General features: G+C 40.0%; 19 protein-coding genes. 13 read left to right on the plus strand and 6 right to left on the minus strand.

Going from position 1 to position 22377, the window contains the following annotated elements:
- Positions 1 to 2: 2 nt before the first annotated feature.
- Positions 3 to 485: a hypothetical protein gene (locus E5N72_RS10475; RefSeq protein ID WP_135924384.1), complete on the plus strand. Its 483-nt coding sequence runs from the start codon at positions 3 to 5 to the stop codon at positions 483 to 485.
- A gap of 81 nt (positions 486 to 566) precedes the next feature.
- On the plus strand, positions 567 to 1919 hold the full coding sequence (gene gdhA, locus E5N72_RS10480) for an NADP-specific glutamate dehydrogenase (RefSeq protein WP_135924385.1): 1353 nt from the start codon (positions 567 to 569) through the stop codon (positions 1917 to 1919).
- 150 nt (positions 1920 to 2069) lie between these two features.
- On the opposite strand, the gene E5N72_RS10485 is transcribed toward gdhA, so the two are convergent.
- The 3 genes from E5N72_RS10485 to E5N72_RS10495 all read right to left on the minus strand — a co-directional run bounded on the left by E5N72_RS10485 (position 2070) and on the right by E5N72_RS10495 (position 5524).
- On the minus strand, positions 2070 to 3785 hold the full coding sequence (locus E5N72_RS10485) for an AMP-binding protein (protein WP_135924386.1): 1716 nt from the start codon (positions 3783 to 3785) through the stop codon (positions 2070 to 2072).
- 214 nt (positions 3786 to 3999) lie between these two features.
- Positions 4000 to 4446, minus strand: coding sequence for a DUF3010 family protein (locus E5N72_RS10490; protein WP_135924387.1), 447 nt, complete (start codon positions 4444 to 4446; stop codon positions 4000 to 4002).
- 64 nt (positions 4447 to 4510) lie between these two features.
- Positions 4511 to 5524: an endonuclease/exonuclease/phosphatase family protein gene (locus E5N72_RS10495; protein WP_135924388.1), complete on the minus strand. Its 1014-nt coding sequence runs from the start codon at positions 5522 to 5524 to the stop codon at positions 4511 to 4513.
- 246 nt (positions 5525 to 5770) lie between these two features.
- Here E5N72_RS10495 and thrS point away from each other — a divergent pair, with 246 nt between their 5' ends.
- From thrS to E5N72_RS10545, 10 genes are all read left to right on the plus strand, one after another.
- Positions 5771 to 7681 (plus strand): threonine--tRNA ligase, encoded by a 1911-nt coding sequence (gene thrS / locus E5N72_RS10500; RefSeq protein ID WP_135924389.1) that lies wholly within the window; start codon positions 5771 to 5773, stop codon positions 7679 to 7681.
- A gap of 57 nt (positions 7682 to 7738) precedes the next feature.
- Positions 7739 to 8302, plus strand: a complete 564-nt coding sequence (infC, locus tag E5N72_RS10505) for a translation initiation factor IF-3 (RefSeq protein ID WP_082389338.1) — start codon at positions 7739 to 7741, stop codon at positions 8300 to 8302.
- A gap of 211 nt (positions 8303 to 8513) precedes the next feature.
- Positions 8514 to 8714 carry a 50S ribosomal protein L35 gene (rpmI, locus tag E5N72_RS10510; protein WP_054554888.1) on the plus strand — a complete coding sequence of 67 codons (201 nt, stop codon included), beginning with the start codon at positions 8514 to 8516 and terminating at the stop codon, positions 8712 to 8714.
- A gap of 15 nt (positions 8715 to 8729) precedes the next feature.
- A complete protein-coding gene (gene rplT / locus E5N72_RS10515) occupies positions 8730 to 9089 on the plus strand; it encodes a 50S ribosomal protein L20 (protein ID WP_036968189.1) in 360 nt (119 codons plus the stop codon).
- A 198-nt stretch (positions 9090 to 9287) separates the two neighbouring features.
- Positions 9288 to 11084, plus strand: a complete 1797-nt coding sequence (locus E5N72_RS10520; RefSeq protein WP_135924390.1) for a M14 family metallopeptidase — start codon at positions 9288 to 9290, stop codon at positions 11082 to 11084.
- Position 11085: 1 nt separating this feature from the next.
- Entirely contained in the window at positions 11086 to 11727 is a 642-nt protein-coding gene (locus E5N72_RS10525; RefSeq protein WP_135924391.1) for an MBL fold metallo-hydrolase, read from the plus strand.
- Between the two features lie 97 nt (positions 11728 to 11824).
- Complete coding sequence (locus E5N72_RS10530; protein WP_036968198.1) at positions 11825 to 12283, plus strand: Lrp/AsnC family transcriptional regulator; 459 nt, start codon at positions 11825 to 11827, stop codon at positions 12281 to 12283.
- A gap of 145 nt (positions 12284 to 12428) precedes the next feature.
- Complete coding sequence (locus E5N72_RS10535) at positions 12429 to 13985, plus strand: SulP family inorganic anion transporter (protein WP_135924392.1); 1557 nt, start codon at positions 12429 to 12431, stop codon at positions 13983 to 13985.
- Between the two features lie 155 nt (positions 13986 to 14140).
- Positions 14141 to 15214, plus strand: coding sequence for a histidine kinase (locus E5N72_RS10540; protein WP_135924393.1), 1074 nt, complete (start codon positions 14141 to 14143; stop codon positions 15212 to 15214).
- The gene (locus E5N72_RS10545; RefSeq protein ID WP_135924394.1) at positions 15211 to 16035 is read left to right on the plus strand and encodes a LytTR family DNA-binding domain-containing protein; all 825 of its coding nucleotides are present in this window, start codon (positions 15211 to 15213) and stop codon (positions 16033 to 16035) included. Before E5N72_RS10540 ends, E5N72_RS10545 begins: the two co-directional genes overlap by 4 nt.
- A 73-nt stretch (positions 16036 to 16108) precedes the next feature.
- Here E5N72_RS10545 and pyk read toward each other — a convergent pair whose 3' ends face one another.
- Positions 16109 to 17542 (minus strand): pyruvate kinase, encoded by a 1434-nt coding sequence (gene pyk / locus E5N72_RS10550; RefSeq protein ID WP_135924395.1) that lies wholly within the window; start codon positions 17540 to 17542, stop codon positions 16109 to 16111.
- Positions 17543 to 17967: 425 nt separating this feature from the next.
- Here pyk and gndA point away from each other — a divergent pair, with 425 nt between their 5' ends.
- Entirely contained in the window at positions 17968 to 19341 is a 1374-nt protein-coding gene (gndA, locus tag E5N72_RS10555; RefSeq protein WP_054553937.1) for an NADP-dependent phosphogluconate dehydrogenase, read from the plus strand.
- A gap of 40 nt (positions 19342 to 19381) precedes the next feature.
- On the opposite strand, the gene ansA is transcribed toward gndA, so the two are convergent.
- Positions 19382 to 20392: an asparaginase gene (gene ansA / locus E5N72_RS10560; protein WP_135924396.1), complete on the minus strand. Its 1011-nt coding sequence runs from the start codon at positions 20390 to 20392 to the stop codon at positions 19382 to 19384.
- 59 nt (positions 20393 to 20451) lie between these two features.
- Complete coding sequence (sppA, locus tag E5N72_RS10565) at positions 20452 to 22317, minus strand: signal peptide peptidase SppA (protein ID WP_135924397.1); 1866 nt, start codon at positions 22315 to 22317, stop codon at positions 20452 to 20454.
- Positions 22318 to 22377: the final 60 nt, after the last annotated feature.

Below are 22377 nucleotides of genomic sequence, written 5' to 3' on the forward strand. Positions count from 1 at the left end.
CCATGAAACATCAATTAATTACAATGATTTGTTTAATTCTTACAGCGTGTGGTGGTGGCGGTGAAGGTGATGCTGTAAATGAAAACTCAAATATTTTGGGAACATCGGCAACAACCGCCACTACAGAAAACGAAACAGCAACTGAAACAGCAGTACAAACGGATACAATGACTGATTTAACTATTTCTCCAACGTTTGATTTGTCTAGTAAGGTGTTACTTTATGTTGATGTTGATATAAATATGGGCAATCCACGTGCGTATATAAATATCTGCCTTAAAGGTGAGGATAACAAAGCGGATTACTCCGAATGTTTGTTACGCTCTTCACTTGTCGAGAGTAAGTTGAATTCGGATATTATGCTTGCAAACTCAGCGGTTGAACTAGTGGCTGAGATATGGTTTTACGATGGCCAGCATGAACCAATGCGCTATTTTTGGCACTTTGATGCTTCGCAAGAGTCTCAACGGTTTGCGATTCGTTAAACTAAGTGATCGTTTAAGGCTGTTTAGAAGTTTAATAGTAATTAGGTGAATACAATATTTTCAATAGCTTGAGGAGTTAATATGCAATATCTACAAGATGTACTTAACCAAGTAAAGGAAGCAAATGCAAACGAACCTGAGTTTTTCCAAGCTGTAGAAGAGGTATTTCACTCGCTAGAACAGGTTGTGCAAGACGGGTCCGATTTTCAAAAACAGGCAATATTAGAGCGATTAGTTGAACCTGAAAGGCAAATTATTTTTCGAGTACCTTGGCATGATGATAAGGGCAACCTTAGAGTAAACCGTGGATATCGAGTCGAATTTAGTTCATCACTTGGCCCCTACAAAGGCGGTTTGCGATTTCATCCAAGCGTGAATTTAAGTGTCATTAAGTTCTTAGGTTTTGAGCAAGTTCTTAAAAATGCACTAACAGGGTTACCTTTAGGTGGAGCGAAGGGCGGCTCAGACTTTGATCCTAAAGGTAAAAGCGACAATGAGATCATGCGCTTTTGTCAGTCATTTATGACTGAGCTTTACCGTCACATTGGCGAAAATACAGATGTACCAGCCGGTGATATCGGGGTTGCTGGTCGGGAGATTAGTTACTTATTTGGCCAGTACAAACGAATCACCAATCAGTTTCAAGGTGTGTTGACAGGCAAACCTGAAATAATGGCGGGATCTGCTTTGCGAACAGAAGCGACTGGCTACGGAGTTGCGTATTTTTTAAGTGCTATGCTTGATGCCAAAAATGACTCATTACGTGGTAAACGTTGTTTAGTATCAGGCGCTGGTAATGTGGCGCTCTATTTAATGGAAAAACTAGCGCAGCATGACGCGGTTGTACTTACCTGTAGTGATTCGCAAGGTACCCTATATTGCAAAGAGGGATTAGATGTTGAGTTAGTCAAACACCTAAAACAAGAAAAAGGTGCGAAGCTTCGTGATTATTTAAATGAACACCCAGATGCTGAATTTACCCCTGTAAATCAGTACCCGAGTGATGCCCATCAAGTGTGGCAATATGAGGCTGATATTGCTTTGCCATGTGCAACACAGAACGAAATAACTCAAAAGGATGCAAAAGCACTTGTTTCAAACGGCTGTATGACCGTGTGTGAGGGCGCTAACATGCCAACGACTGCAGACGCACTTGCTGTCTTTAAAGAGCATGATGTTTACCTAGGGCCGAGTAAGGCTGCAAACGCTGGTGGAGTTGCGACCAGCCAATTTGAAATGGCTCAGAATGCCAGTATGCAGAAATGGCGCCCACAGCAGGTCGATGAAAAACTTCAACAAGTTATGAAAGAAATTTTTGATCGAGTATCATCAACTGCAAAACAATACGACCATGAAGGTGATTTATTGTTAGGGGCTAATGTTACAGGGTTTGAACGTGTTTCACAGGCTATGATCAAACAAGGCGCTGTTTGATATCACACACTGCTAGCGCAAACCTTAAAATAGTTAACCATAACTCCACCAAATAGTGGATAGGGCGTTAGAGCTCAATAGTACTGCAAATAAGTTAAATTGAATTAAACGAGTTAAAGCTCAGCATGGCTGAGCTTTAATACTGAATGCTTACGAAAATGCGTTTTCTTTAAGAAGCTCTTGCATTTGCTCGCGCATTTTAAATTTCTGCAATTTACCAGTTACAGTCATAGGGTATTCTTCAACGAAGCGAATGTGCTTTGGTACTTTAAAATAGGCCAGCTTATCTTGTAGGAAATCACGTATTGCATTTTCATCAAGCACTGCGTCATCTTTAGGTTGGATCCACGCACAAACTTCTTCTCCATACTTTTCATCACTTATACCAAAAATAGCGGCATCTTGAATACCCGGGTAACTATAAAGCACTTCTTCTATTTCGCGAGGGTATATATTCTCACCGCCACGGATGATCATATCTTTAATACGACCAACAATAGCAACAAAGCCTTCTTCATCCATTACACCTAAATCACCGGAGTGTAACCAACCTTCGTTATCTATGGTGGCATTGGTTTTCTCTTCATCATTCCAATAACATCGCATAATGCCTGCACCACGGCTGCAAACTTCACCAGGAACACCGATTTGTTGAATATCCCCAACTTCATTAATAATTTTAACTTCTGTATGTGCTAGTGCACGCCCTACAGTCGTCACTTGCTTTTCAAGAGGTGAGTCAGTTTCAGTTACATTGTTGATAGGGCTACACTCAGTTTGACCATAGCCTATTACTACTTCTTGCATATGCATTAATGAGTGAACTTTACGCATCACTTGTTCTGGACATGTCGAACCGGCCATGACGCCTGTTCGTAAGCTTGAAAGGTCATAACTGCTAAACTCTTTTAGTTCAAGTTCAGCGATAAACATGGTAGGAACACCATGTAAACCCGTGCAGCGCTCTTTTTCTACTACCTCTAGGGTTGTTTTAGGGTCAAAAGAATCTCCTGGGAAAACAGCTGTAGCCCCTTTACTTATACAAACCAAGTTGCCTAGTACCATACCAAAGCAATGGTACAAGGGCACGGGGATACACAACTTATCTTGATGAGTAAGCTTCATCGCTTCGGCCATTAAAAAGCCATTATTTAGAATGTTCTTATGGGATAAAGTGGCTCCCTTGGGGTTACCCGTGGTACCTGAAGTAAATTGAATATTGATATCCTGATCGCAATGCAAAGTGGCAGCGATAGCATCAAGCTCAAGTTTATGGGCTTCTGTAGGGCGTTCCATTACATCATTAAAGCTATACATACCAGGAGATTTTTTGTCGCCAATTCGAATAATATTTTTTAAATGCGGTAATTTTTTTAGGTTTAATCCATCTGCAGTTAAATGGCTTAATTCAGGTGCAAGTTCATTAAGCATTTCAATATAGTTACTAGACTTAAATTGACTTGCAGTGATCAACGTTGAACATTCAACACTATTTAACGCGTACTCTAATTCACTCGGACGGTAAGCGGGGTTAATACAGACCATAATGGCACCGATTTTCGCTGTTGCGAATTGGGTTAGACACCACTCAATATTATTTGGTGACCAAATACCAACTCTGTCTCCCGGTTTAACCCCTAATGATAATAACCCCATTGCTAATTGGTTAATTTGTTGTTGGTATTCTTTGTAGGTAAGACGAATATGTTGATGATGAACCACAATAGCAGGGTGGTCAGGGTAATTGTCGACAATATTATCAAGATACTGACCAATAGTCTGTTCGATTAAGGGTACATCAGTGCAACCTTTAAAATAGCTTTTCGAAAGTGGAAGATTATTGTTTGGTGTGTTCTTTGTCTGCATTGTTTTCTCCGTGTCCGGCTAGTTAGTTGTCATGGACTTGATGCAATGCGTAATGAGGTAATCAAAAACTTGATTCTCAAAACGTGCGTTCGTATCTAACTAAACACAGATTGTCGACAAAGAAAAGTTTTTTAAGACTAATGTATATGTTGGTTTTTTATGAGTAATACTTAATGGGGAATAAAAAACGTGCCGTAGCACGTTTTATTGGAAGTTATTGTTCGTCTTGTTTGTAGGTTTTGCGCATAAGGTAAACGTAGGCGCTAATAAAAGCATTTTCTTGAAATTTCTTTAACCCAGTATCTTCGAAATCAATAGGAATTGGATTACGTTTAAGTTGCTCTTTAATTGTCGTTGCACTAAAAATTTGTACATCTAACTCGTCAATAAGCTGAATAGCAGTTTCCATTTTAAACCCTTTAGCACTGCCAGCAAATTTCCCTTTTGGTTGACGCTCTTTAATTGCAACAGAGTCAATTTGGTAATCTTGCATCAACTTCCTAAAATCAAACTGAAACTTACGCATTACTTCAGTGTCATTGCCATCACCTAAAGTGAAGCGTGTTTGTCTGACATCACGGATATCAAATACGTCATTGTCTTTGGTTAAAATACACAGTAGTACATCACTACCAGTAATTTCTACACCGCATGTTCTCATGGTCATTCTCTAAATAACTTAATTTGCGCAATTATAGCAAGTAACGTCATGAAAAACAGTTGCTTTAAAAATGAATTTTTATAGCAATTGCACTGTGGTCACTGACACTGATGTCTTCTGTTGATTGTGTAGGGTTTAAATGCGCTGCATAGCTTTCATATTCCAGCAGTTTAACCTTAGACATCTGGCAGTCAGGATTAAAGTGAGCAGAGGCCAATATATAATCAAGCACATTCCCTTTGCCATGAAAGTAATGACTAAACGGTTTTTCTTGTTGCTGATGAAATGCCGCACTGAACTCATAGCTATCTGTTAACCCAACAACGGGTTCATTGTGCTCAATGCAGGGTTCACAGCGGGTAGGATGAAAGCCTTGTGTCATAAACGAAAGGGTTGGGCTGGTAAGTGAATCATTAAAATCCCCCATTACTAGCGTGGCGCATTGCTTTTCTCGTTGAGTTTTTAAGGCATCATAGTAAACAATCGATGCCTCTAGTGAACGAGATATCTGTGATTGCATAGCCCCAACTGTTTGGTGTAGTAGTTGTAAAAGTGGATCTTCAAGATTATGAATATTTAATATATGTGCCATAGACTGCACACGTTGTGATTTAAAATGCACAACATAACAGCATACATCGCCAAACTCAGGGAATGAAAACAAGCATTTTATTGGAGTACGGTTAAATTTAAATTCATTTTGATTATTTAAGTACTCAAGCATCTCTGGGCATGGGCTTAATGCTTCAGCTCTTTTAAATGGAAACTTACTGGCGATTGCAACAATTGGGTTAAATAAAACTTGTGGGTATAGGGCATCTTGAGAAGGAGAATCCACAGTTTTAAAATAGTCGTAGCCCGCTTCTTTGCACTGTACCTCTAAAGCATGAGCACTAAACACTTCTTGAAAAGCAACAACATCGGCGTTTGTAGTTGATAAAAAGTCAGCGACAAATTGTTGTTTTTGTTGCCATTGAGTATTGTTGTAACGCTCGTGTAACTGATAAAAAGAATAGGGCGGCGCAGTATAATTTAGCAAGTTTAACGTAGCAAACTTGAGCGTATGCATGTGTGGCATTATGGTAACCTTCGAAGTACAGACCTCCTAATTATGAAATGAGTTAAGTAATTGTCAATTTGCTCGCATAACTACTTGTATTTAAGTGCTTGAGCAGCGACAATGGCCGCTTGTATTTGCGAAGACTCAGTAAATACATGCTTAATTAGCAATGCTTATTCGTAAAAGCGTTGCAGAGTTATTCAATTTTTTAAAAAATACTACATGTGATGCATTGTAGGCATCACCACTGTATAAGGATTTATAATGCCAGTTATTACCCTCCCTGACGGCAGTCAGCGTAGTTTTGAAAACCCAGTAAGTACTTATGATGTTGCAAGCGATATCGGTCCAGGTTTAGCTAAAGCAACCATCGCTGGACGTGTTAATGGCACACGTGTAGATGCATGTGACTTAATTACTGAAGATGCGCGTTTAGAAATTATCACAGCAAAAGATGAAGACGGCTTAGAGATTATTCGTCACTCTTGTGCGCACCTTATTGGTCATGCAGTTAAGCAACTTTTCCCTGAAGCGAAAATGGCTATCGGTCCAACCATTGATAACGGTTTTTACTACGATATCGATATGGATCATTCTTTAAGCCAAGATGATTTAGATGCAATTGAAAAGCGTATGCTTGAACTTGCTAAAACAAACTACGATGTGGTTAAAAAGACCGTAAGCTGGCAAGAAGCGCGTGATACATTTGAAGCACGCGGTGAAACTTACAAGATGGAAATCCTAGACGAGAACATTGCAAAAGATGACCGTCCTGGTTTATACCATCACGAAGAATACATCGACATGTGTCGTGGTCCACACGTACCAAACATGAAGTTCTGCCAACATTTCAAAATCATGAAAGTGGCAGGTGCATATTGGCGCGGTGATTCAGAAAATAAAATGCTGCAACGTATTTACGGCACAGCATGGGCGGATAAAAAGCAACTTAAAGCATATTTAAAACGCTTAGAAGAAGCTGAAAAGCGTGACCACCGTCGTATTGGTAAAGCACTTGACTTATGGCACTGGCAAGAAGAAGCGCCAGGTATGGTGTTTTGGCATAACGATGGCTGGAGCATTTACCGTGAGCTAGAAGACTTCGTTCGTGAAAAATTACGTGAGTATGATTACGAAGAAGTAAAAGGCCCATTGATGATGGACCGTGGTTTATGGGAAAAATCAGGCCACTGGGATAAATACGCAGATGCAATGTTCACAACTGAATCTGAAAAGCGTGAATATGCAATTAAACCAATGAACTGCCCAGGTCACGTACAAATTTTTAATCAAGGTTTAAAATCGTACCGTGATCTACCATTACGTATGGCTGAGTTTGGTTGTTGTCATCGTAATGAACCATCAGGCGCTTTACACGGTTTAATGCGTGTACGTGGCTTTACCCAAGATGATGCACACATCTTCTGTACAGAAGAGCAAATCATGGATGAAGTATCATCATGTATCAAAATGGTTTACGATACATACGAGACGTTTGGTTTTGAGAAGATTGTTGTAAAACTATCAACTCGTCCAGAAAAACGTATCGGTGAAGACGCAATGTGGGATAAAGCTGAGTTAGCGTTAGCCGATGCATTAAAAGCGAACAACATTGAATTTGATTACCTACCAGGTGAAGGCGCATTCTATGGCCCTAAAATCGAATTCACGCTTTATGATTGCTTAGACCGCGCTTGGCAATGTGGTACTGTACAGCTAGACTTTGCATTACCAGGCCGTTTAGGTGCGACTTATGTTGCAGAAAACAATGAACGTCGTACACCAGTGATGATTCACCGTGCTATATTAGGCTCGATTGAGCGTTTTATCGGCATTCTAACTGAAGAATACGCTGGATTGTTCCCAACATGGCTTGCACCAAAGCAAGTTGTGATTATGAACATCACCGATAAACAAGCTGATTATGTGCAAGAAATTGTACAAAAATTAAATAAACTTGGAATTAGAGCCGCTGCTGACTTGAGAAATGAGAAGATTGGCTTTAAAATCCGTGAACATACGTTAAAACGTATTCCATATTTACTTGTTGTTGGCGATAAAGAAGTTGAACAACAAGAAGTGGCAGTACGCACTCGCACAGGTGAAGACCTAGGCAAATTTAGTGTTGATGATTTCATTGCAAAAGTAAGCGAAGAAATTAAAAATCGACAATAAATCATGAGCGTGTAGGGCAAAACAAACAGCCAACTACACGCTTTTTATTTTATATTCTTGGAGGATCGTACCATTAGAGGCGGCAAGAAAGGGCAACAAACAGCTCAAAAAAATCGTATCAACGAAGATATTACAGCTAAAGAAGTTCGTTTAATTGGCATCGACGGCGAGCAAGCTGGCATCGTGTCATTAAAAGAGGCGCAAGCTATCGCTGATGATGCGGGTGTAGATCTTGTAGAAATCAGTCCTAATGCTGAGCCACCTGTTTGTAAGGTTATGGACTACGGTAAGTTCATCTTTGAAAAAAGCAAAGAACTTAAAGAACAAAAGAAAAAGCAAAAGCAGATCCAGGTTAAAGAAATCAAGTTCCGTCCAGGTACGGATGAAGGTGACTACCAGGTTAAGCTTCGCAACTTGCGTAAGTTCTTAGAAGCGGGTGATAAAGCTAAAATCACCATCCGTTTCCGTGGTCGTGAAATGGCTCACCAAGAAATTGGTATTGAATTATTAAACCGTGTTAAAGCCGATTTAGAAGATGTTTCACAAGTTGAATCATTCCCTAATCGTGTTGAAGGTCGTCAAATGGTTATGATGATGGCCCCTATTGCTAAAAAGCAATAAACAGGTTATATTACGCACCGATTTTATTTCAGGTCTGCAAGTAACAGTTTACTGTTCACCTGAAATAACCGGTTTAAAGTAAGGTTGCAAAGCAATAGCAATGAACCTTCACCGGATTATGGCAGTAAGTTAGGCCTTATAAAGTAGAGCTATTTTATATATCTCTCGCCTGCTTGCTAATGTTTTAAGCAATACATTTGGAGTTATTGCAATGGCTTATAAGCTAAAAACTCACAGAGGCGCGGCTAAGCGTTTCAAGAAAACTGCTTCAGGCGGTTTCAAGCGTAAACAAGCGCATCTTCGTCACATTCTGACTAAGAAAACTTCTAAGCGTAAATTACACTTACGTCCTAAGATGATGGTTCATAAGAATGACCATGGTCTAGTTTCACGTATGTTACCATTCGCTTAATAGGAGTCTTCAGAAATGGCAAGAGTTAAACGCGGTGTTATCGCACGTGCACGTCACAAAAAAGTTTTAAAACAAGCTAAAGGTTACTACGGAGCACGTTCACGTGTTTACCGCGTAGCTTTCCAGGCAGTTACTAAAGCGGGTCAATACGCTTACCGTGACCGTCGTGCTAAGAAACGTACTTTCCGTCAACTTTGGATTGCACGTATCAATGCAGCAGCTCGTCAAAACGGTCTTTCATACAGCCGTTTTATCAATGGTCTTAAAAAGACATCTGTAGAAATCGATCGTAAGATCCTTGCAGATATCGCTGTTTACGACCAAGTTGCATTCGCAGCGCTTGTTGCAAAAGCAAAAGAAGGCCTAGCGGCTTAATTTCGCTTTTAATACAGTTTAAAAAGGAGCCTAGTGCTCCTTTTTTTGATCCTGAAAATCACTCATTACTTCATTATAGATGCTAGCTAGCATGTCATTTGCTCCATTTTTTTGTTGAATCACCGCAGTTTACGCAATCCATAATAATTAGTTGGTATAATTTCAGGTATTAGAATAAGTTCCGCACTTGAGAGTGATATGTTTGCGAGTTTAGTGTTTTTATCTGCTGTAGTAACGTTAGACAGCCACTTACCCCCATTAATGCCATGGCACGGAAACAGTGTGTCATTACTACAAGAAAAAGGGCCATTAACGACAGAGTTCGAGTTAAGTGATGGTACTTTGTCTCCTAATTATGATGAGACAATGGCATTTGTTGACCGTTTAGTTGCAGCTAACCCAACTCAATTTAAATTAAAGACCATCGCTACTAGTAGTGCAGGTCGTGCAGTGAAAATGTTAGTCGCAAATGAGCAGGGGTTATTTGATGCAGAGCAGCTAGTTGCAGACACTAAACCTACGATTTTTATTCAAGCGGGCATTCATAGTGGCGAGATTGACGGCAAAGATGCCATGTTTATGCTGCTACGCGATATTGCCACGGGTAAACGTCGCGATATCTTGAGCAAAGTTAATATTCTGTTTATACCGATTTTAAACGTAGACGGTCACGAGCGTAGTAGTCAATATAACCGTATTAATCAGCGTGGCCCAGTAGAAATGGGTTTTAGAACAAACGGTCTAAATTTAAACTTGAATCGTGATTACACAAAGCTTGATACCCCAGAAGTTCGTGGTGTGATGAAGGTGATCAATCAGTTTAAGCCAGATTTATACGTTGATGTTCATGTAACCGATGGTGCTGATTATCAATACGATGTCACGTATGGCTATAACCCTGTATTTTCAAGTGAATCACCAAGTGTATCTGAGGCATTAGATAATCTGTTTAAGCCTGTAATAGATGCGAAGCTTGAAAAGGCAGGGCATATTCCTGGTCCTCTCGTATTTGTTATGGATAAGCGCGAATTTAAGAAAGGGCTAGCTGGCTGGGTTGCCACACCACGCTTTTCAAATGGCTGGGGTGACTTGCGTTCATTACCGACGATTTTGGTTGAGAACCATTCATTAAAGCCCTATAAGCAGCGCGTATTAGGTACTTATGTTTTCATTGATGGTGCAATTGATGCCTTAGCTGCAAACGATAAAGCACTAAATGAGGCGGTTAGAAAAGAGCTTGATTTCAAACCAACGCAATTAGTTGTTGAACGTGGATATGCAAAACAACCAGATACTATTGAATTTAAAGGGATTGCGTACAGTCGTTCTGAAAGTGCTCTTTCTGGTCAATCTGAGGTTAAGTATTTAGGTCAGCCTAAAGACTATGACGCGTTACCTATTTTTTGGCAAAAAGAAGTTAAAAAGACTGTTAATGTGCCAAGCGCGTTTTACATTCCACCTGCGTACAGTCACATTATTGAAAAGTTAAAGTTGCATGGTATTAAGGTTGATAAAGTTACTGAAAACGTATCTGTACCGTTAACTCAAGCAATTGTGAAAGATTACAGCTTTGCCAAAGCGCCTTTTGAGGGACGTTTTAGGGTTGATGCCAGCTTTGATTATACCAAAGTAGACAACCTAAATATGTTTGGTTGGTATAAAGTATCGACTGAGCAACCATACTCTGAACTTGCTACTCACTTACTGCACCCAGAAGCGCCAGATTCATTCTTTGCTTGGGGAGACTTCAATACTATTTTTCAGCGGACTGAGTATGTTGAAAATTATGCATTGATGCCTTACGCAAGACAAATGCTTAAAGAAAAGCCTGCCTTGGCGTTGGAGTTTGACCAAAAAATACGTGAGGACAAGCAGTTCGCAAATGACCCACAAGCGCGCCTAGATTGGCTTTATGAGCGTACGCCATTTTATGATCAAGCTTATTTAAAATACCCAATTTTTATGAGCTTTGAGCAATCTGAACAAGGACAGTAATATGAAAGTAGTGACAGTTCCGGTGACTGGTTTTGCACAAAATTGTCGTATTATAATTTGCACCGAGAGTAATCAAGCTGCATTAATTGATCCCGGCGGTGATAAAGAAAAACTTATCACTGAGCTGACGAAATTAAAATGTAAACTGGTTGCGGTATATCTTACTCATGGGCATTTAGATCATGTTGGCGCCGCTAAAGAACTAGCTGAGCACTATGATGTTGAAATAATCGGCCCGCATATTGATGATCAATTTTGGTTTGATGCGCTTCCTATGCAAGCGCAAATGTTCGGCTTTGATGCTATCGAACCATTTTATCCTACAAAGTGGTTATGCCACGGCGATACGATAGAGGTGGGTCAACTATCGCTTTCTGTTCGCCACTGCCCAGGACATACACCAGGCCATGTTGTGTTTTACCATGAACAGTCACAGCAGGTAGTTGTCGGCGACGTAATTTTTCAAGGTTCAATTGGACGTACTGACTTCCCTAAGGGTAATAGCAGTCAGTTAATTGAATCTATTCAGTCACAAATCCTTACGCTGACTGATGATGTTGTTATCTTAGCGGGGCATGGTCCAAACACTACGGTAGGCCATGAGCGAAAAACAAACCCTTTTATCAGTGGTAAGTATGGCTAAAATTGCAATTTCATTGCATAAGTAGTAGAAAATAAGCAGACTGTTTTTTAAATCAGTTATATAATTTAACCCATAATCTTAAAGAAAAAGAAATAAAATGTCTCTTAACCAAGTAGATCGCCAAATTTTGGCATTATTACAGCAAGATGCTAGCTTATCAACGGCAGAGATTGCCGACAAAGTTGGTTTGTCTCAATCGCCATGTTGGCGTCGTATTGCTAAGCTTGAGCAAGATGGCTACATCAAAGGTAAAGTTGCTTTGCTTGATGAGAAAAAGCTTGGCTTTGATATGTTAGTCTATGCCCATGTTCGTTTATCAAATCACGGCAGAACAAACTTAGCTGAGTTTGAACGATTAATTATGAGCTACGACGAAGTCACTGAGTGTTACAGTATGGCTGGTACAATGGACTTTATGCTTCGTATTATCTCTAAAGGTATTGAAGGCTATGAGCAATTTGTTCGCGATAACCTGTTAAACCTAGAGTTTGTACAAGAAGTTCATTCTAATGTCACTATGACGTGTGTTAAACGTAGTACGTCTTTACCACTTTAGTTTTTATTTACTACGATTGATAACAGTTAAAAACGGTTAGTACTTAACAGTACTGACCGTTTTGTTGTTAATAATTGTTAACTTTTCTGCTTTTTGCTAGAATTGCGCGCCTTGCCGAAACGTATTCACTACAAAGAGGAACTTAATGTTTAACTTACTCAGCAAAGCGCCAAGCTCTGCTAAAAATGATATTTTATCTGGTTTGACGGTCGCACTGGCATTGGTGCCTGAAGCTGTTGCATTCGCTTTTGTTGCTAATGTAGAGCCTTTAGTCGGTTTGTATGCTGCCTTTATTGTTGGTTTGATCACCGCTATTTTTGGTGGCCGTCCAGGTATGATTTCTGGTGCTACCGGCGCATTAGCCGTTGTAATGGTAAGTTTAGTATTAGATCACGGAGTTGAATATTTATTTGCGACCGTGCTTTTAATGGGCATTCTGCAGGTCTTAGCGGGTGTCTTTAAACTTGGTAAATTTATTCGCATGGTTCCGCATCCCGTTATGCTCGGCTTTGTTAATGGTCTAGCTATTGTTATTTTCTTAGCTCAACTTGGTCAGTTCAAAGTACCTGATGGCATGGGAGGGCAGCAGTGGATGGAAGGTCAAGCCTTGTATATTATGCTTGGCTTAGTGGCACTTACAATGGCAATTATCCATTTTTTACCTAAACTGACTACGGCTGTGCCTTCTTCATTAGTTGCAATTGTCACAGTTACAGGATTGGTAATTGGTTTTGACTTAGAAGCGCGTACCGTTCTTGATTTCTTAAAAGGTATGACGGGTAATGAGCAAGCAACTATTGCGGGTGGTTTACCACAATTCCACATCCCTATGGTGCCATTTAACCTAGAAACATTAAAAATTATTTTCCCTTATGCGCTTGTTCTTGCGGCAATTGGTTTAATCGAGTCATTACTAACATTAACCTTAATTGACGAAATAACAGAAACACGTGGTCACAGTAACAAAGAGTGTATCGGTCAAGGTGCTGCGAATATTACCTGCGGTTTCTTTGGAGCGATGGGCGGTTGTGCGATGATCGGTCAGTCAATGATTAATATCAACTCTGGTGGTCGTTCACGTTTATCTGGTATCAGTGCTGCATTATTGCTGCTAGCGTTTATTATTTTCGCTGCAAGTCTAATTGAAATGATCCCACTGGCTGCACTTGTCGGTGTTATGTTTATGGTTGTTCTTGGTACGTTTGAATGGGCAAGCTTTAAGATGATGAAGCGTGTGCCTAAGTCTGATGCCTTTGTGATTGTTCTTGTATCGGGTGTAACGGTAGTTACTGACCTTGCTATTGCGGTATGTGTTGGTGTTATTGTATCGGCACTGGTATTTGCTTGGCAGCATGCAAAACATATTTACACAAACAATTATATTGATGAGCAAGGCTCAAAAGTATACGAACTTCATGGTCCATTATTCTTTGGTTCAGTGAAAAACTTCGCTGAGTTATTTGATGTTAAAAATGACCCTGAAGATGTGATCATCGAATTTAAGCATAGCCGAGTAGCAGATCACAGTGCGATTGAGGCAATTGATAACTTAGCAGATAAATATGCTAAAACGGGCAAGAAATTGCACTTACGCCACTTGAGCCCTGATTGTATCCAACTTCTGCATAATGCGCGTGATTTAGTTGAAGTAAACGTGATTGAGGATCCGCATTATAAGGTAGCTTCTGATAAGTTAGCTTAAATAGACAATGTTTAAAAAGCGAAGGCGGCTGTCGTCTTCGCTTTTTTTATACCTGAATTATGCGTTAAGGCTATAAAAAATTAAGATAGGCGGCAGTGCTTTGTATAACAGTCTATCGGTATAATAACTATAAGTTTGTAAGGTAACTTGATATTTTGAATTGGCAATCATTAGTTGATAATCGACAACGTTTTTTCTGGGTTTTGCAAATTGCAGGCTGGATAGGGTATGCGTTAGTTAATTACATCGGCTCTAAAGTATTTGAAATGCGTGATATTTACGTGTTTGTCATTGTATTAAATGCTTATGCTGGTTGTTTAATGACAGTGCCTTTACGCTACATGTATCGCAAAGTGTGGAATGCTTCGCCTTGGGTACTCATGTTAGTAGTATTTGGTGCCTCTTATTTAACGGGCACACTTTGGGCTGTAGTACAAAAATTTAATTTATGGGAGATATACCGCCATGGTTATCGCCCAAATGAGTGGTTTTATTACTTTCAGCAAGGTTTAGATTCAGTTTATATTATCCTTTGTTGGAGTGGATTATATTTTGGTATTAAGTATTACCAGTTATTGCAAAGTGAACGTCAAAAGGCTTTAAAAGCAACAACAATGGCTCACGAAGCACAACTTAAGATGCTACGCTATCAGCTTAATCCGCACTTTTTATTTAATACGCTTAATGCAATCTCTACACTTATTTTGGTTAAAGAGAATAAAGATGCTAATTTAATGGTGTCTAAATTAAGTGATTTCTTGCGTTATACACTCAATACAGATCCAATTAAAAAAGTTCCATTAGAGCAAGAAATTCATGCATTAATGCTGTACTTAGAAATTGAAAAAGTACGCTTTGATGAGCGTTTACAAATTAACGTTGATGTAAGCGAACAAGCAAAAAAAGCCTTAGTACCAAGTTTAATTCTCCAGCCGTTGATAGAAAACGCCATTAAGTATGCGATAGCACAACTCAACGAGGGCGGGGTCATTGATATTAAGGCACAAGTTTTTGCAAATGAATTATTATTGGAAGTAGGCGATAATGGTCCTGGCACTGAGCTTAAAAATGGTCAGCTCGTTAATTCTCAAGGGGTTGGTATAGCTAACACTCAGGATCGATTAAAAACACTTTATGAGAACAACTACTCGTTTGTTCTCTCTGACAATACGCCAAGTGGATTAAAAGTAAATCTGCGCGTTCCGTTTGAAAAGGCTGTTAAGAAATGAGCAAAATTAGAACTTTGATCGTTGATGATGAACCGCTTGCAAGGAAAGGCTTAGCCGTTCGACTTTCTGAATTTGAAGACATAGAAGTAATTCGTTTATGTAGCAATGGTCAAGAAGCAATAGATGAGTGCTTATCAGGGAATATAGAACTGGTATTCTTAGATATTCAAATGCCAAATATGAATGGTTTTGAAGTGGCCCGCGCTTTAAGCGAAAGTGTTAATCCATTGCCTGCCATTGTGTTTGTAACTGCGTTTGATCAGTTTGCGGTAAAAGCATTCGAGATTCATGCATTGGATTATATTCTTAAACCAGTCGATGACAACAGACTAAAACAGGCGGTAGAAAAAGTGCATACTTATTTAAAAACACAACAAGATAACGCCCATAAGAAGAAACTAGCAAGCTTTGTGGCTGGTATTACTGGCAACAATTGTGAAGAAATTTTGAAAAAGCTTGCGACAGGCGATAGCCTTGCAGATCGTCGTTATCCTGAATCACTGGCAGTAAAAGAGCAGGGCGAAATTGTTCGTGTTCCTGTTGTTACAATTCAATGGGTTGATGCTGCAGGTGACTATATGTGTTTACATTGCCAAGATGGCCAAACTCATATCTTACGTAAAACCATGAAAGAGCTAGAGCAAGAGTTAGATCCGCAACTGTTTGTTCGTGTTCACCGCAGTGCCATTGTTAACACCAAACAAATTAGTAAGCTCGTCACTCAGGTGAGTGGGGAGTACTTGTTAGTTCTCGATAATGGACAAGAGTTAAAAGTGAGCCGCAGCTATCGTGATAAAGTAAAAGCTGCACTAGCAAGTTAATAAGCTTTCATAATCAGTTAAAGACAAAAAAGGCGCAATCAATGCGCCTTTTTTAATCAGTGATTGCAACAGTTTAAACTGTCACAATCTTCATTGTATTGGTAGCACCAATAGTTTCCATCGCATCACCGTGAGTTAAAATCACAGTATCTCCGGTGCTTAAAGAACCAAGTTCTACTAATGTATTGAGTGCTTCGCGAACCATATTTTCATCTTCACATTTAGTTGAATCAAAAAACACAGGGTAAACACCGCGATACAATGCAGTTTGACCTAAAGTGCTAGCGTGACGTGATAATGAGTAAATTGGTAAGCCAGAACTAATGCGCGACATTAATTTAGCTGTGCTACCTGATTCAGTCAGTGTCACAATCGCTTTTACAGAATCAAGATGGTTGGCTGCATACATAGCAGACAGTGCAATTGACTCTGCATTAGATGAAAAGCGGCTATCTAAACGGTGCTTAGAAACGTGAGTTTCTTTTTGAGACTCAGCACCTAAACATACGCGGGCCATAGTAGCAACGGTTTCTTCAGGGTAGTCACCAGCTGCTGTTTCAGCAGATAACATTACTGCATCAGTGCCATCTAGAACCGCATTTGCAACGTCCATTACCTCAGCGCGTGTTGGCATCGGGTTATCAATCATTGATTCCATCATTTGCGTTGCTGTTACCACAGTACGGTTTAGTGAACGTGCGCGGCTAATAATTAGCTTTTGTTTACCAACAAGGGCAGCATCACCAATCTCAACACCAAGGTCGCCACGAGCAACCATAACAGCATCAGAAGCAAGTACGATATCATCAACTGCTTCAACTGTTTCTACAGCTTCTGCACGTTCGATTTTGGCAAGAAGCTGCGCGTTAGAACCAGCAGCTTCTGCTAATGAGCGAACATAGCGCATGTCATCACCACTACGTGGGAATGATACAGCAATATAATCAACACCAATTTCTGTTGCTGTGATTAAATCTTCTTTGTCTTTATCTGTAAATGCCGGAGCCGTAAGACCACCACCTAAGCGGTTGATACCTTTATTGTTAGAAAGTACACCACCCACAGTTACTGTGGTGTGAACTAAATGACCATCTACACTATCAACGGTCAGTTGGATAAGACCGTCATTTAATAACAGTAAGTCACCTGATTTAACATCGTTTGGTAACTCTTTATAATCGATACCTACAGCATTTACATCGCCTTGGCCTTTTTCCATTTTTGCATCTAAGGTAAATTTAGCGCCAACTGCTAAGTTTACTTTACCGTCTTTAAACGTAGATACGCGGATTTTTGGACCTTGTAAATCAGCAAGAATTGCAATGTGCTTGCCTAAACGCTTTGCAATATCGCGAACTGCTTGTGCGCGGTCTTTGTGATCTTGTGCTACGCCGTGTGAGAAGTTCAAACGAACCACATTTGCACCTGCACGAATGATTTTTTCTAAGTTGTTATCGCGATCGGTTGCCGGCCCAAGTGTCGCAACAATTTTAGTGCGTCTTAGCATCAAATTCTCCTGTGCGCTTAAAAATATTAAGCGAATTGATGGTTATCTATTAAAATGTTGTGCTTATTTAATAGCATATAAATGAATCAAATTAAGCTTAATGCAGAATTCATAAGTAAAAAATCATTGTTTTTACGTATGAGTATCTGGCTCTTTGTATTAAATACAGAGTTTACAAAGCATTAATGACGCTATTATGACACCGGTGTCAGGTAGCGTCAATACACATACCTTTTTAAAGGGTATTATAAAAATCTGGTCCGATGCCCTTATTAATTTGATATACTAACCCCAGCTTGCTGCGTGCCTTTTATAGATTTATAGCAAGTTAGCTTGGAAGCTCGCATTTTTGGGCTGCTTGGGTATAATGCGCGCGTATTTATTTTGATTAACTAACCAATAGTTGTTACCGAGGAGGACACTAAATGCAAGTTGCATTAGTAGGGTTAGGCGTTATGGGTAAAAATCTTGCCCTCAACCTGATTGAAAAAGGGCTGACATTAGTAGCTTATGATAAAAACCCAGATGCGGGTGCCGAGTTACTAAGCTGTGCGAAAGCACTTGGTTTGGCAGACCGTTTACATATTGTGTCTGATTTAAATGATATGGTTAGACGCTTAGAGCCGCCTCGTTCGATTCTACTTTTAGTTCCTGCTGGTGAATTGGTTGATAAAGTATGTACAGAGCTTGCAGAAGCAGGCGTTGACTGTGATGACATTATCGTAGATTGCGGCAATAGTAACTATAAAGACGGCATAAGCCGTAAACTTAAATATCAAAACAAATTTGAATTTGCCACTATGGGTATTTCTGGCGGTGCCGAAGGTGCTCGTCACGGCCCAGCTATGATGGCAAGTGGTTCAGAAGGCGGCTGGGAGCGTGTTGAGCCGTGGTTTGAAAAAGTAGCTGCAAGCTATAAAGGTGAGTCATGCTTTGCCCGTGTAGGCCAATCTGCAAGTGGTCACTTTGTGAAAATGGTTCATAACGGTATCGAATATGCGTTAATGCAATTAATTGCAGAAATGTATCAATTATTGCGTTTAGGCACGAATCGTTCACCAAAAGAAGTTGCGGACATTTTCAATGAATGGTCTGAAGGCACATTAAATAGCTACTTACTGTCAATCTCAAGCCATATCTTGAGCCTCGAAACAACAGAAGGTGAACCGCTAGTTGATTTAATCGATAACAAGGTTGGCGCTAAAGGCACTGGTTTATGGACTGCGCAAAATGCGCTAGAGCTTGGTATTGCAGTGCCATCACTAGTGGCAGCTGTTCAAGCACGTCACTTAACAAATACCTGTGATACGCATGCTGCTAAAGAAATGACTTACGCTGCTAAAGCAACTGACACAGTTGATTTAGACTTAGCTGAGCTAAAAGATGCATTCACTCTGGCAAGTTTACTTGCTTATCGTCAAGGTTTAGCACTTATCAAAGGTGCATCACGCGCTCATCAGTGGAAAGTTGATCTTTCTAAAACGCTACAAACATGGCGCGCAGGCTGTATTATCCGTGCTGATTACTTAGACAACGTTGCTGAAGGTGTAGAATTTATTGATTCTATGCAGCGTGAGTCAGCGGCTTTACGTAAAGTGACAGGTGCAGCGGTTGCTTCTGGTCTTGCTTTCCCTGTATTAACAGCTACGCAAACTTACATTGCGACGTTAACAACACCAAGCAATGGTCACCTTGTACAAGCACAACGAGATTACTTTGGTGAACATGGTATTAAAACCCACAGCGGTGAAATATGCCATTTAACTGACTTAGTTGAGATTGACGAAAAAGTTCGTTAATCATTAAAAAACGAAAAAAGGCACCAATTTGTGCCTTTTTTTAACGGCTTAACTCGCCGCGAAGGTTATCTTGCATCAAGTGTCGAATTGTTTCTACTTCAAGCTTTTGACTAAATAAGTAGTGCAACTTGGTCAAACAGGCTTCTAATGTCATATCATAGCCGCTAATAACACCGCAATTAAGCAAAGCATTCCCTGTGGCATAGCCGCCCATATTCACTTGGCCTTTTAAACATTGCGTTAAATTAACAATCACCATACCGCGCTTACTTGCATCATTCAGAATATCTATAAATGCAGAGTCTTGTGGCGCATTACCCACACCAAAACTCAAGAGTACCAAGGCCTTGATATTGTCGTTTACTAAACTTTTTACCACTTCAGGGCTGATACCCGGATATAAGTAAAGTACACCAATAGGCTGTGGTGTAATATTAGAAACTTGCAGTGCATTATCAACGTAAGGACTTAGCTGGCCTTTGATAAGTTGAATATTAATTCCTGACAATGCTAAAGGTTCAAGATTCGGAGAGGCAAATGCATCAAAGCCATCAGCATGGGCTTTTGTTGCACGGTTACCACGGAATAATTGGTTATTAAAGAATAGGCTTACTTCAGCAATTGGGTAATTAGCTGCTAAATACATTGCATTGAGTAAGTTGACTTGGCCATCAGAACGAAGCTGCGAAAGCGGAATTTGCGAGCCTGTGACAATTACAGGTTTTGTCAGGTTCTCAAACATAAATGACAGGGCAGAAGCGGTATAAGCCATAGTATCTGTACCGTGCAGAACCACAAAGCCATCATAGTCTTGGTATTTACTCTTAATATCGTCAGCAATTAGTTGCCAGTGGGCAGGTGACATATCTGAAGAATCAATCAGTGGACAATATTCGTGAATATCAAACAAAGGCATTTCGTCACGATTAAATTCTGCATTATTGACCACAGTTTCGGTTAAAAAACCTTCAGCCGGTACATAGCCTCGGCTCGATTTTTTCATCCCGATGGTACCACCTGTGTAGGCGATATATATACGTTTACGTTTCATAAAAAAGGCCCAGTTAAATAACTGGGCCTAGTATACCTAAAATTGAATTGCTAAGTAACTTATTGAATTACATTACACACCAAACAACGAGCGTATACGCCTTGTGGATCGTTGTAATCTTTAAGATTGTCAATTTCACTACTTAGTTGCTTGATCAGGCTCTGTAAATTAGCTTGTGTAGCCAATACTGATTGTGATGGATCAGACTTAGCAAAGAAGCTTTTAACTGCTGCTGTACCAAAGATATCTTGAAGCATTTGCTCTTGCGGTGTAAGCGATTGTTTGATGGTTTTAACATCATAATGCTTAAGTTTAGCTAGTTCAGCGGCAGCTTCAATTGCATCTTGCTTGTCACCCAGTTTATCAACTAAACCAAGCTCTTTTGCTTGTGTTGCAATCCATACACGACCTTGAGCAATTTTATCTACTTGTTCAGGTGTCATATTGCGCGCTTCAGCCACAACATCTAAAAAGCGTTTATATGCATTTTCAACACTTAGTTGGATAATATCTGCCATTTTCTCATCAAGCGGTCGCGCAATTGAGAAGCCTGCAAGATCTGTTGTCGCAACACCATCTGAATAAATACCCAGTTCAGCCATAGTATTTTCAAATGTCATGAACGTACCAAACACACCAATTGAACCTGTAATTGTGCTAGGTGCAGCCCAAATTTCATTGGCGGCTGAGGCAATCCAGTAACCACCCGATGCTGCTACCGAGCTCATAGAAGCAATAACAGGTTTACCAGCAGCCTTCAGAGCTAAAACTTCAGCTCGAATAACTTCAGATGCGAACATACTGCCGCCGCCTGAATCTATACGTAATACCACTGCTTTTACTTTGTCATCTAAACGAGCTTTACGAAGTAGGGCAGCTGTAGAATCACCACCGATTTCACCGGCTTTGCGTTCGCCATCGACAATAGTGCCTTTAGCAACAACAACCGCAACTTTTTCAGTGATTGGGTTGTCAAATTCAACAGGTGGTTTTACCAATGATAGATATTCACGGAAACTGACTTGCTTAAAGGTCTTACCGGTTTCTTCTGCACCGACTAATTCAATCAGTTGCTGGCGAATTTGCTGTGATGTTTTTAAAGAATCAACCCATTGATTGTTCAAAGCGTACTGACCAGAGTTACCGTCAACGGCCTGCATCTTAGCTAAGTACACATCCATATCTTCATCAAAATTGCTTTCATCGAATGGGCGGCTTGCAGCAACATCTGTTTTATATTCATTCCAAAGTGCTGTTAACCAAACGCTGTTCGCTTCTTTTGCTGCATCAGACATGTCGTTGCGAATAAATGGCTCGACTGCTGATTTATAAGTACCAACACGGAAAATATGCTGTGTTACTTTTAGCTTTTCTAATGCTTCTTTAAAGTAAAGAGGGAACATGCCATAGCCTTCGATACTCACACCACCGTATGGATGCATTGAGATTTCGTCAGCATGAGCTGCAATATAATATTGTGCTTGAGTGTAATAATAGCCTGTAGCAATGACTTGTTTACCAGCCGCTTTAAACTCATCGATAGCTTTAGTAATTTGCTTAAGCTTATTGATGTGTGCACTAGGCATTTTTTGTAGGTCAAGTAGCATTACAGTGATGCGATCATCATTGGTTGCTTCGTTGATAACTTCGATTACATCATCAAGTAAAATTTCTGATGGTGCTTCTTTACCCATAGTTGCGTCATTAATCGCAGCTTCTACAGGATCAACGTAAGTTTTTTCTTCAACTATTGGGCCATTTAAGTTGAGGCGCAACACAGTTCCGTCTGCTACTTTTACTTTGTCTTCTTCACCTGTTATTGCAACGAAAAAGAGTATTACTAGTAATAAAAATAAAATGTTTAGGACTAAACGGCGGGAGAAGTTAATCCCAGTCCAAATGCCTTTAAATATCTTTGCTAGCAAAATAAATCCTTAATTCAATACAGCTTTGTAATGACTCATCTTAGCTTAGATTAACTTTAA

This window comes from Pseudoalteromonas sp. MEBiC 03607 (assembly GCF_004792295.1).
Classification (GTDB): Bacteria; Pseudomonadota; Gammaproteobacteria; order Enterobacterales; family Alteromonadaceae; genus Pseudoalteromonas; species Pseudoalteromonas lipolytica_C.

Coding starts and splice junctions, on each gene's coding strand:
- E5N72_RS10475 (WP_135924384.1), top strand. CDS start 3: ATGAAACATCAATTAATTACAATGATTTGTTTAATTCTTACAGCGTGT.
- gdhA (WP_135924385.1), top strand. CDS start 567: ATGCAATATCTACAAGATGTACTTAACCAAGTAAAGGAAGCAAATGCA.
- E5N72_RS10485 (WP_135924386.1), bottom strand. CDS start 3,785: ATGCAGACAAAGAACACACCAAACAATAATCTTCCACTTTCGAAAAGC.
- E5N72_RS10490 (WP_135924387.1), bottom strand. CDS start 4,446: ATGAGAACATGCGGTGTAGAAATTACTGGTAGTGATGTACTACTGTGT.
- E5N72_RS10495 (WP_135924388.1), bottom strand. CDS start 5,524: ATGCCACACATGCATACGCTCAAGTTTGCTACGTTAAACTTGCTAAAT.
- thrS (WP_135924389.1), top strand. CDS start 5,771: ATGCCAGTTATTACCCTCCCTGACGGCAGTCAGCGTAGTTTTGAAAAC.
- rpmI (WP_054554888.1), top strand. CDS start 8,514: ATGGCTTATAAGCTAAAAACTCACAGAGGCGCGGCTAAGCGTTTCAAG.
- rplT (WP_036968189.1), top strand. CDS start 8,730: ATGGCAAGAGTTAAACGCGGTGTTATCGCACGTGCACGTCACAAAAAA.
- E5N72_RS10520 (WP_135924390.1), top strand. CDS start 9,288: ATGTTTGCGAGTTTAGTGTTTTTATCTGCTGTAGTAACGTTAGACAGC.
- E5N72_RS10525 (WP_135924391.1), top strand. CDS start 11,086: ATGAAAGTAGTGACAGTTCCGGTGACTGGTTTTGCACAAAATTGTCGT.
- E5N72_RS10530 (WP_036968198.1), top strand. CDS start 11,825: ATGTCTCTTAACCAAGTAGATCGCCAAATTTTGGCATTATTACAGCAA.
- E5N72_RS10535 (WP_135924392.1), top strand. CDS start 12,429: ATGTTTAACTTACTCAGCAAAGCGCCAAGCTCTGCTAAAAATGATATT.
- E5N72_RS10545 (WP_135924394.1), top strand. CDS start 15,211: ATGAGCAAAATTAGAACTTTGATCGTTGATGATGAACCGCTTGCAAGG.
- pyk (WP_135924395.1), bottom strand. CDS start 17,542: ATGCTAAGACGCACTAAAATTGTTGCGACACTTGGGCCGGCAACCGAT.
- gndA (WP_054553937.1), top strand. CDS start 17,968: ATGCAAGTTGCATTAGTAGGGTTAGGCGTTATGGGTAAAAATCTTGCC.
- ansA (WP_135924396.1), bottom strand. CDS start 20,392: ATGAAACGTAAACGTATATATATCGCCTACACAGGTGGTACCATCGGG.